12 protein-coding genes are annotated in these 8,852 nt (G+C 74.5%); 6 read left to right on the top strand and 6 right to left on the bottom strand.

From position 1 onward, the window contains the following. The first annotated feature begins 28 nt into the window (after nucleotides 1-28). Entirely contained in the window at nucleotides 29-736 is a 708-nt protein-coding gene (locus tag AB0H83_RS09445; protein ID WP_360089581.1) for a hypothetical protein, read from the top strand. A gap of 33 nt (nucleotides 737-769) precedes the next feature. On the opposite strand, the gene AB0H83_RS09440 is transcribed toward AB0H83_RS09445, so the two are convergent. Further along, nucleotides 770-2,344, bottom strand: coding sequence for a cellulose binding domain-containing protein (locus tag AB0H83_RS09440; RefSeq protein ID WP_360089578.1), 1,575 nt, complete (start codon nucleotides 2,342-2,344; stop codon nucleotides 770-772). A gap of 57 nt (nucleotides 2,345-2,401) precedes the next feature. Next, the gene (locus AB0H83_RS09435; RefSeq protein ID WP_360089575.1) at nucleotides 2,402-2,743 is read right to left on the bottom strand and encodes a TraR/DksA C4-type zinc finger protein; all 342 of its coding nucleotides are present in this window, start codon (nucleotides 2,741-2,743) and stop codon (nucleotides 2,402-2,404) included. Nucleotides 2,744-2,843: 100 nt separating this feature from the next. Between AB0H83_RS09435 and AB0H83_RS09430 the strand changes: the two genes are divergently transcribed. After that, nucleotides 2,844-3,398: a hypothetical protein gene (locus AB0H83_RS09430; RefSeq protein ID WP_360089572.1), complete on the top strand. Its 555-nt coding sequence runs from the start codon at nucleotides 2,844-2,846 to the stop codon at nucleotides 3,396-3,398. A gap of 20 nt (nucleotides 3,399-3,418) precedes the next feature. On the opposite strand, the gene AB0H83_RS09425 is transcribed toward AB0H83_RS09430, so the two are convergent. Together AB0H83_RS09425 and AB0H83_RS09420 are read right to left on the bottom strand one after the other, a co-directional pair. Continuing rightward, nucleotides 3,419-4,606, bottom strand: a complete 1,188-nt coding sequence (locus AB0H83_RS09425) for a low temperature requirement protein A (protein ID WP_360089569.1) — start codon at nucleotides 4,604-4,606, stop codon at nucleotides 3,419-3,421. A 36-nt stretch (nucleotides 4,607-4,642) separates the two neighbouring features. Further along, nucleotides 4,643-4,969 (bottom strand): STAS domain-containing protein, encoded by a 327-nt coding sequence (locus AB0H83_RS09420; RefSeq protein WP_360089566.1) that lies wholly within the window; start codon nucleotides 4,967-4,969, stop codon nucleotides 4,643-4,645. A gap of 176 nt (nucleotides 4,970-5,145) precedes the next feature. Here AB0H83_RS09420 and AB0H83_RS09415 point away from each other — a divergent pair, with 176 nt between their 5' ends. Next, nucleotides 5,146-5,526 carry an ATP-binding protein gene (locus tag AB0H83_RS09415; protein WP_360089563.1) on the top strand — a complete coding sequence of 127 codons (381 nt, stop codon included), beginning with the start codon at nucleotides 5,146-5,148 and terminating at the stop codon, nucleotides 5,524-5,526. 75 nt (nucleotides 5,527-5,601) lie between these two features. Here AB0H83_RS09415 and AB0H83_RS09410 read toward each other — a convergent pair whose 3' ends face one another. Continuing rightward, nucleotides 5,602-6,342 carry a MerR family transcriptional regulator gene (locus AB0H83_RS09410; RefSeq protein WP_360089560.1) on the bottom strand — a complete coding sequence of 247 codons (741 nt, stop codon included), beginning with the start codon at nucleotides 6,340-6,342 and terminating at the stop codon, nucleotides 5,602-5,604. A gap of 64 nt (nucleotides 6,343-6,406) precedes the next feature. Here AB0H83_RS09410 and AB0H83_RS09405 point away from each other — a divergent pair, with 64 nt between their 5' ends. The 3 genes from AB0H83_RS09405 to AB0H83_RS09395 are packed head-to-tail and all read left to right on the top strand — an operon-like array spanning nucleotide 6,407 to nucleotide 8,468. Further along, a complete protein-coding gene (locus tag AB0H83_RS09405) occupies nucleotides 6,407-6,919 on the top strand; it encodes a DUF6194 family protein (protein ID WP_360089557.1) in 513 nt (170 codons plus the stop codon). Nucleotides 6,920-6,975: 56 nt separating this feature from the next. Continuing rightward, nucleotides 6,976-7,248 (top strand): BatC protein, encoded by a 273-nt coding sequence (locus tag AB0H83_RS09400; RefSeq protein ID WP_360089554.1) that lies wholly within the window; start codon nucleotides 6,976-6,978, stop codon nucleotides 7,246-7,248. Continuing rightward, on the top strand, nucleotides 7,245-8,468 hold the full coding sequence (locus tag AB0H83_RS09395) for a cupin domain-containing protein (RefSeq protein ID WP_360089551.1): 1,224 nt from the start codon (nucleotides 7,245-7,247) through the stop codon (nucleotides 8,466-8,468). The genes AB0H83_RS09400 and AB0H83_RS09395 overlap by 4 nt, the downstream gene beginning before the upstream one ends. A gap of 46 nt (nucleotides 8,469-8,514) precedes the next feature. Here the strand turns inward: AB0H83_RS09395 and AB0H83_RS09390 are convergent, their stop codons facing one another. Then, on the bottom strand, nucleotides 8,515-8,688 hold the full coding sequence (locus AB0H83_RS09390; RefSeq protein ID WP_360089548.1) for a CsbD family protein: 174 nt from the start codon (nucleotides 8,686-8,688) through the stop codon (nucleotides 8,515-8,517). Nucleotides 8,689-8,852: the final 164 nt, after the last annotated feature.

The raw sequence follows: 8,852 nt of genomic DNA, 5'->3' as shown, positions 1-8,852 counted from the left end.
CGATTACGCGATGGGGGATCATTGCAGGATGGAACCGACCGCTGGCCGCCGTGCCACCCGAGTGGCAAAATCCCCGACCACCGACGTGAGCGGGGGCGACGCGGCGACGCGATGGGTGCCGATCACCGAGCTGACCGAGCTGGCCAGAGCCCTGCTGGGCGAGCGGCCGAGCGGCCGCGACGTCGTGCCCGCGCAGGTCGCGGAGCGCATCAGCCACCTGGCCGCGCAGTGGGCGGCGCACGGCTTCACGGCCGCCACGGTGGGCCCGTGGACCGACCTGCGCCCGGCCGCCGCCGCGGTCCTCGCCGCGACCGGCGCCACCCCGCAGTCCCTCGAGCGGCACGTCGTCACCGTGGCCGGCACCACCACGACCCTGTGGCGGGCGGTCTGCACCGGTGCGATGTCGGCCGAGGACGCCGCGGCCGCGTGCAAACCTGCCGCGGCCAAGCCGGCCCCCGACGCCGCCGGGGCGCAGCTGCGCGGCGCGTCCCGCAACGCGTTCAGCGCGCAGGTCCCGGAGACGCCTGGCGCGTTCAAGGCCGCGGCGAAGCCCGCCGCCGACACGTTCAAGGCGCCGCAGCCGGTGGACGCCGAGCCCGCGCAGGAGGAGGCGCCGGCGCGGACCGCGGTCGCGCCCGCGGTGTTCTCCCACCCGGCCGCGGACACCGTCGCCAAGACCGACACCGACGACCGCCGCCGCCGCTCCGCCCCGCCGCAGACCCCGTTCAGCACCTGACGGGGGCCGCGGCAGGGCGCCGCCGAGGTCCGGTCAGCCGGTGTACGCGGCGAAGATGCGGCTGAACTCGTAGGGCTGCTGCGGGATGTTGGTGCACATGTAGAGCGCGCCGGTGCAGGCGTTGCGGTCGCGGGTGGTCTCCCAGAACGACAGCATGCCGAGGTGGTTGGCCTGGGCGAACGCGACCAGCTGGCGGGCGTCGGCCTGGTCGTAGGTGCCGCCGTCGTCGTTCTTGCCCAGCATCGGCGTCACGCCGACCATCCGCCACACCTGAGCGTCGGTCTTGGCCGGGTACAGGGTCTTGAGCTGGGCGAACGTCGACTGCGCGGCCTGCACGGCGAAGTTGCCGTAGTCACCGCTTGAGCGCTGGTAGTCCATCGCCATGACGTTGACGAGGTCGAGGTTGACCCCGGCGTCGCGGGCCGAGCGGACCACGGCGACGCCGTCGGCGGTGAGGCCCTCCGGCAGCACCGGCAGCGTCAGGGAGATCTTCAGGTTGGGCCGCGCCGCCTGCAGCAGCGCGAGGGCCTGTGAGCGGCGCGTCACGGTGGTCGGGTCGGCCACCGCCGCGCCCTCGATGTCCAGGTCGATGTAGTTGAGCTGGTACGCGTCGACGACGGCCTGGTACTCCGCCGCCACCGCGGCCGGGGTTGAGCAGGCCTGGGCGAGCTCGATGCCGCTCGCGCCGCCGAAGGAGATCTTCACGTCGCCGCCGCGGGCGCGGATCGCGTCGATCTGGTCCTTCGCCCAGGCGGCTCTCGGGTCGTACGCGTTGAACCAGGACGCCTTGCAACCGGCGCTGTTGATGAACGCGAGGGTGAAGTTCTTCAGGTTGCCCGCGGTCGCCATGTCGACCAGGGACGGTGTCGGCCAGGCGCCCATGTCGACGTATGGTGCGACCGGCAGTGGGGTGCCGCCACCGCCGCCGCCGGCGGTGGTGCTGACGCTGACCGCGTTGCTCGCCGCGGAGGTGTTGCCCGCCGCGTCGCGGGCCTTGACCGTGAACGTGTAGGCGGTCGACGCCGAGAGCCCGCCGACGGTGCCGCTGGTGCCGGTGACGGTGGTGGCGAGGGTGCCGCCGCGGTAGATGTCGTACGCGGTGACGCCGACGTTGTCGGTGGCGGCGTTCCAGGCCAGGCTGACGCTGGACGAGGTAGCGCCGGTGCTGCGCAGGCTCGCCGGGGCGGTCGGCGCCTGGGTGTCGGCGACGCCGGCGCAGCTGGCGCCGTTGAGCTTGCAGCCGGTCGGTTTGCCGGAGCCGGAGACCAGGAAGCCGAAGCTGGTGGACGCGCCCGGCGCGAGGGTGCCGTTGTAGGTGCGGTTCGTCGCGGTGACGTGCGTGCCGGACTGGCCGGCCAGGGTGTCCCAGTAGCTGCCGAGCGTCGAGCCGGCGGCCAGGTCGAACTCGACCTTCCACGCGGTGACGGTCGACGCGGTGCCGTTGGCGATCGTGTACTTCGCCTGGTAGCCGGAGCCCCAGTCGGAGTCGTACGTGAGGGTCGCGGTCAGCGAGCCGGCCGCGGCGGCGGTGGTGCTGGTGATGACGGCGGTCCCGCCGGCCGCAAGCAGTGTCGCGGCGGCCAGGACCAGCCGGAGTCGGAGCGCCATCAATGCCTCCAGGACGAGGTATATTGAGGCACAACGATAAAGAAACTTAACTGAAAGTCAATGGGTGGCGCACCCGACACAGGTCCTGGCCGCCGGCCTGACCTCGAGGCGCTCCGCCGGGATCTGCCGGCCGCACACCTCGCACCGGCCGAACGTGCCCGCCTCCACCCGCTCCAGGGCGGCGTCCAGCTCGGCGAGGCGCCGCCGAGCGCCGTCCAGCAGCGCGGCGACCTGCGCCCGCTCGAACGCGATCGTGGCGCCCTCCGGGTCGTGCTCGTCGTCGGCGTTGGAGGACCGGGACGCGTCGATGACGCCGTCCAGGTCGCGGTGCAGCGCGGCGATCTGCGCCACGGCGTCCTCGCGGGCGCGCCGCAGCGCCTGGTGCGGATCCCCGGACATGTGCCCATCCTGCCCCGCGGGCGCCCCGGCCGGGGGGACGATGAGGTGTAACGGCGCCGAAGCGGGGTAGTTACCAGCCTTCTCGTCCTGAGGAGGGGCCATGGTGCACCCGCGGTGGCGTGTCGAGTGGCCGCAGGCCGACCTGACGGTCCTGCTCGGCGAGCAGCAGCTGCGCATCGAGCGGCAGTTCCGGTGGACCCTCGCCGCGGCGGGGGAGGACCGGCACACCCGGTTCGGCGAGCTCGCGTGGCTGATCGCGGTCCACGAGAGCATCGAGGAGGAGATCGTCCACCCGATCACCCGGCACCTCGAGCCGGCGGAGCACCTCGCGGAGCACCTGCTCGACGAGGAACGCCGCATCAGCGACGCCCTCGACGACGAGGCCCGCGCCGACGCCGCCGCCGGTCTCGGCGCCGCCGACGGCCTGGGCGTGCTGCACGGCATGCTGCTCGCCCACATGCGGCACGAGCGGCGCGAGGAGTTCCCGCGCCTGCGGGCCGCCGTCGCCACCGGCGAGCTGTGCGCCCTCGGCGACGCCGCCCGCGCGGCGCAGGCGGTGGTGAGCGCCGAGAGCCTGGTCAGGCCGGGGGTGCCGGGCGCGTCCCTCGCGGTGCGCGACATGCTGCGCCCGGTCACGCTGCAGGTGTCCGCCTAAGCGTCGGCCGGCCGGACGGGTCAGGTCTCGGTGGTGCGCAGGGCGCCACGGTGCTGGGCCCGGATGCCGGCGAGGACCACGGCCAGCAGGGCCGCGGCGACCAGCCCGGCCGTCGCCGCCGGCGGCCACGCGGTCGGGGCGCCCGCGGCCACCACGAACGGCACCGCCGCCAGCGGCCACGGCCACGCCGCCCGCCAGGTGCGGGCCGTGCCGGCGATGACCGCGGCGGTGCCGAGCAGGAACAGGGCCGCGCCGACCGGCAGTAGCCACCGCCCGAGCGTGGACACGTCGCCGTCCGGGTGCAGGATCAGCTGCTCGACGCCGACCGCGCCGGCGGCCAGGCCCAGCGTGAGCGGCAGGTGCGCGTAGACGTAGCCGTCGGTGGCGTCGTGCTTGTCGTCCGCGTCGGTCTGCACGAGGTGCTGCTTGCCGGCGGCGCCGCCCAGGTCGAAGTAGTTCCACCAGAGCGCCGCGACCGCGACGAAGGACACCGCCGCGACGAGCACCGGCCCGGTCTCCCAGTGCGTGTCGTGCACGCCGAGCACGACCGAGGCGACGGACTCGCCGAGGACGAGGATCACGAACAGCCCGAAGCGCTCCGGCAGGTGCTCCAGGTGCAGCGGCACGTTGCCGCCGAACCTCGTGGCGGCCGGCGGGGCGAGTGCCTCGACGAGGATGCCGCAGCCCCACAATGTGAACTTCCACGGCGCCGGCACCGCCAGTGACGCCAGCCAGCACACCGCGCCGGCGCCGGTGCCGGCCAGGTAGATGCCGATCGTCGCGCGGGCCTGCCGGACGTGGCGGTAGGCGCGGGCGTACAGCAGGAAGAGCACGACCCGGGTCGCCAGGTAGCTCAGCGTGAACGCGGCGGCCGTGCCGCGGGTCGCGCCCGGGGCGCTGGCGGCCATGCCGAGCACGGCGGCGGCCGCGGCGAGCTTACCCAGCCGGTACAGCACGTCGTTGGTGTCGAAGCGGTTCGCATACAGCGTCGTGGTCACCCACGACCACCAGGCGACCGTGAACAGCCCGGCGAACGCCGCGACGCCCTCGGCCGTCAGGTCCTTCGCCAGCCGCGCCGCGAGCTCGGCGATGACCAGCACGTAGGCGAGGTCGAAGAACAGCTCCAGCCGGGTCGCGGCGCGGTCCACGTCGGTCAGCAAGCGGGGCGGGCGGATCAGCGGTGCGGGGCGCTGCTCGGCGTCGGGCATTCACCGCCGTTACCCAAAGGGGCCGCCCGCCACGCGTCAGGGTGAGGGCGGCCCGGACAGGATCGCAGTGACGCCGGTCATCTCGAACACCTCGTCGACCTGACCCCAGGCGCCCTGCACGCGCAGGGTGCGGCCGGTCTTCTCGGCGTTGAGCTTGCAGCCGACAAGGGCACCGATGCAGCTGGAGTCGATGAATCCGACCGCCGACACGTCGATGACGATGCCCCGCACCGCGGCGTCGTCCAGCAGCCGGTCGACGTGCCCGACCAGCGCGGAGCGGGTCGTCAGGTCGAGGTCGCCGGCGACCTCGAGGCGCGCGGTGCCGTCCGGTCCGGGGCCGCCGGTGGTGTACGACGCCGCCATGCAGCCTCCCTCGCGACCGGTTCGGATCTTGTCCGCGCCGATGGTACCGCCCGCGGCCCGGTCGCCACGGTTGGCCGGGGCGTGCCGTGGGTACAGTGCCGACGGGGGCCGGCATGGCAGGACACGGGCAAGACTTAGGGGCGCGGTGACGGATGGTACGTGACCGCATACGCTCCGTGTCCAGCGAGTTCACCGCCGACGGCCTGCGCCGCATCAGGGATCTCGTCGAGCAGGCCGCGCACGTCGCCGGGGTTTCCGCAGCCAACGTCCACTGTCTCGTGATCGCGGTCAGCGAGCTGGCCGCCAACGCGGTCCGCCACGGCGGCGGCAGCGGCCGGATCCTCATCGAGCAGACCGACGACGGGGTCTGCGTCGAAGTCAGCGACCACGGCCCCGGCCTGCCCGACGACCTGGCGCAGGAGCTCCCGCCGCCCGACGCGGTCAGTGGCCGCGGCCTGTGGATGGTCCGCAGCCTGTGCCACGATCTGCACATCTCCAGCACCGCCCGGGGCGTGACGGTCCGGCTCTTCATGCCGCGCGCCGAGCCGGCGGCCTGACCCGTGAACTCCGCGCGCCGAGCCGGCGGCCTGACCCGCGGATCCGGCGGGCCGGCACGGCGTGACCTGCGGGTCCTACCCGTCGCCGTCGAGGAGGCGCAGGTAGTCCGCGAGCCGGCCGGCGGCGGTCAGCATCGCCCGGCCCCGCACGGCGAGCCCGTGCCGCCAGGCACGCAGTGACGCGTCCAGCGGCGCGGGGCCGGCCGCCGTGCGCACGTGCCCGACGACCTCGGCGATGTGCCCCAGCAGGTAGCCGCCGCGCCTGAGCAGCTGCGCCAGCTGGGCGTCGCGGACGTCGTCGGCGTCGTACAGGCGGTGGTGGCTGACCGGGTCGCGGCGCGGGGTGAGAATCCCGGCCCGCTCCCACGTGCGCAGCGTCGCCGGCGTCACGCCCAGCCGGTGCGCGACGTCGCCGACGGTCAGCGGCCGTGACCCGCCCGAAGGCTGCGGCGGAGGCGGGGCCGGGGTCGCGAGTGTGGTGACGGCGACCTCGACGGCGTCGAGGGTCTCCCGGTCGCGCTGCAGCCGCGCGTGGCTGCCGTCCACGGCGCGCAGCACCGCGTCCAGGTCGCCGGCATTGGCCGCGCGCATGACGTCGCCGGCCGTCGCGTACCCGTGCGCCGGGATCAGCGCGACGTAGGCCCGCAGCGCGTGCGCGTGCACGGCCGTGTAGGTGCGGTAGCCGCTCGCGGTGCGCGCCGCCGCGGGGATGAACCCGTCGCGCTCGTAGTTGCGGACCGCCTGCGCGGACAGGCCGTGCTCCCGGGCCAGGTCCACCGGGCGGTAGGTCACCTGCGCACCGGTTTGAGACTTCATCGCAGCCTTCCACGCTGGTCGCGGTCAAAGGTTCAACTGGTGATTCAACGATACGGTAGAGGTCATGACTGCCGATCCCGCACCGGTCACGCACGTCCCCGCCGCCCCCGACGGTCCCGGCCCGGAGGCGCTCGCCGAGCGGATCCTGGCGCTGCCCGGCGTCGAGCTGCTGCTCGCCACGCCGGAGTCGGGCGCGCCGGAGACGAGCTGGGGCGACAGGTTCTTCTACGTCGGCCCGGACCGGCGGCTGCCGTTCGCCACGATCGTCGGCCGGGACACCCCCGGCTGGGACGAGGCCTCGCGGCTGGACCGCCCCGGCGTCTTCCGGGTCAACGTCCACGCCGGCCGCGAGTGGTTCCGGCGCCTGTTCGGCTACGGGCCCGCGGAGCTGGACGAGCGGCGCGACGGCATCGACTTCGCCGGGCTCGACGAGTTCCTGCCGCATCCCGCGTACGGCCGGCAGGGCTGGATCTGCGTCCTCAACCCCGGCCCGCAAACTGTCGCGGACCTGGAGCGGGTCCTGTTGGTCGCGCACCGCCGGGCCGCCCGGACCGCCGGGCTGCGTCGATCCGGTTGACCGCGTGGCCGGTGGGGTACCGGGGAACTCCAACCGATCACACGAGGAGTTCAGCGATGGCGCTCAACGACGACGACATCACCACCACCCCGCCCGGCCCCGGCCCCGAGGGGCCCGCCGACGGCGGCGCAGTGCCCGCCGCGCACGACGGCGGCGCCGACGGTGGCGCGACGATGGACGAGGGCACCGCCGACGGCGGCGCGAACATCGAGGCTGAGGACGGCGGCGCCGACGGTGGCGCGGACGGCGACCCCAACGAGGGCCCGAACGACGGCGGCGCCAACGCCCGGGCCACCGACGGCGGCGCGGACGGCGGCGCGAGCGAATGACCGACGGCAGCGGCGGCGCGCGGTCGGCGCTGCGGCGATGCGTCCCACTGACCGCCGGTGAGTTCGCCGAGCGGCACTGGGACCGCGCGCCGCTGCTGTCGCGCCGCGTCGACGACTACACCGACCTGCTCGACCTCGACGACGTCGACGAGCTGCTGAGCCGCCGGGCGCTGCGCACCCCGTTCGTGCGGATGGCGCAGCACGGCACGGTGATCCCGCCGTCGCGGTACACCGGCGGCGGCGGTCCCGGGGCCGAGGTCGGCGACCAGGTCCGCGACGAACGGGTCTTCCAGCTGCTCGCCGGCGGCGCGACGCTGGTGCTGCAGGGACTGCACCGGCTGTGGCCGCCGCTGGTCGGCCTGGCCGGCGGGCTCGGCCGGGAGCTGGGCGTGCCCGTGCAGATCAACGCGTACCTGACGCCGCCGGGCAACCAGGGGTTCGCCACCCACTACGACACGCACTCCGTCTTCGTGCTGCAGGTCGCCGGCACCAAACGGTGGCGGGTGCACCCGCCGGTGGTCACCGACCCGGTCGAGCGGCAGCCGTGGGGTCACCGCGCCGACGAGGTCGCCGCCGTCGCCGCCGGGGAGCCGGCGCTGGACGAGGTGCTGGCGCCCGGCGACGCGCTGTACCTGCCGCGGGGCTGGCTGCACGCCGCCGGCGCCCTCGACGACTGGTCGCTGCACCTGACGGTCGGGCTGCGCGCACCGACCCGGCTCAGCGTCGTCGAGACGCTGCTGGACCTCGCCGTCGAGGAACCCGCGCTGCGGGCCGGGCTGCCGATGGGCACCGACCTCGGCGACGGCTCGTCGATCGCCCCGGTGCTCGCCGACACGGTCAAGGCGCTGCACGGGTGGCTCGACACGCTCGAGCCGCACGACGTCGCCGACCGGTGGTGCCGCACCACCACGTCCGTCGCCCGCCCGGCGCCGATGCGGCCGGTCGCGCAGGCCGCCGCCCTCGCCCGGCTGTCCGCCGCCGACCGGGTCAGGCTGCGACCGGGCCTGCCGGTGCGGGTCAGCACCCCGGACCCGCAGCGGGTCGCGATCACGGCGCCGGACCGGACCGTCACGATGCCCGCGGTGTGCGCGGCGGCGGTGCACGCCCTGCTCGACGGCGAGCCGCACCGCGTCGATGACCTGCCGGGCCTCGCCGGCGACGACCGGCTGGTGCTGGCCCGCCGGCTGCTCACCGAGGCGATCCTGACCCTGGACGGCTGAGCGCCGGCACCCCCGCGGGGCGCCGGCGCTCGAATGCTCGCGGCGGTCAGCTCTTGAACGCGTCCTTGACCTTCTCACCGGCCTGCTTGAGGCTGCCCGAGGACTGGTCGACCTTGCCCTCGGCCTCCAGCCGCTCGTCGTCGGTGGCCTTGCCCAGGCCCTCCTTGGCCTTGCCCTTGGCCTCTTCGGCCTGGTTGTCGATCTTGTCGCTCAGTCCCATAGCGAACCCCAATCCCAGACGGTCCGTCAGGTGCCCGCTGATCTGGCACCCACCGAAGTGGTGCCCCGTGCGGACCCGCCGAAACGGTTTCCTCACACCCACTGCCGGGCAACCGATCTGCACTGTGGGAAGTCCTGCGGCCCACGGGTTGATCGTTCATCAAA

It is taken from the genome of Dactylosporangium sp. NPDC050688, assembly GCF_040654515.1.
Classification (GTDB): domain Bacteria; phylum Actinomycetota; class Actinomycetes; order Mycobacteriales; family Micromonosporaceae; genus Dactylosporangium.
The sequence above is the reverse complement of the archived record's forward strand: the minus strand, read 5'-3'. Positions and strand labels throughout refer to the sequence as shown.

Bases quoted from the DNA above. Each gene is read 5' to 3' on its own strand.
- AB0H83_RS09430 (WP_360089572.1), top strand. From the start codon at position 2,844: ATGGTGCACCCGCGGTGGCGTGTCGAGTGGCCGCAGGCCGACCTGACG.
- AB0H83_RS09410 (WP_360089560.1), bottom strand. From the start codon at position 6,342: ATGAAGTCTCAAACCGGTGCGCAGGTGACCTACCGCCCGGTGGACCTG.
- AB0H83_RS09425 (WP_360089569.1), bottom strand. From the start codon at position 4,606: ATGCCCGACGCCGAGCAGCGCCCCGCACCGCTGATCCGCCCGCCCCGC.
- AB0H83_RS09400 (WP_360089554.1), top strand. From the start codon at position 6,976: ATGGCGCTCAACGACGACGACATCACCACCACCCCGCCCGGCCCCGGC.
- AB0H83_RS09440 (WP_360089578.1), bottom strand. From the start codon at position 2,344: ATGGCGCTCCGACTCCGGCTGGTCCTGGCCGCCGCGACACTGCTTGCG.
- AB0H83_RS09420 (WP_360089566.1), bottom strand. From the start codon at position 4,969: ATGGCGGCGTCGTACACCACCGGCGGCCCCGGACCGGACGGCACCGCG.
- AB0H83_RS09405 (WP_360089557.1), top strand. From the start codon at position 6,407: ATGACTGCCGATCCCGCACCGGTCACGCACGTCCCCGCCGCCCCCGAC.
- AB0H83_RS09390 (WP_360089548.1), bottom strand. From the start codon at position 8,688: ATGGGACTGAGCGACAAGATCGACAACCAGGCCGAAGAGGCCAAGGGC.
- AB0H83_RS09395 (WP_360089551.1), top strand. From the start codon at position 7,245: ATGACCGACGGCAGCGGCGGCGCGCGGTCGGCGCTGCGGCGATGCGTC.
- AB0H83_RS09435 (WP_360089575.1), bottom strand. From the start codon at position 2,743: ATGTCCGGGGATCCGCACCAGGCGCTGCGGCGCGCCCGCGAGGACGCC.
- AB0H83_RS09445 (WP_360089581.1), top strand. From the start codon at position 29: ATGGAACCGACCGCTGGCCGCCGTGCCACCCGAGTGGCAAAATCCCCG.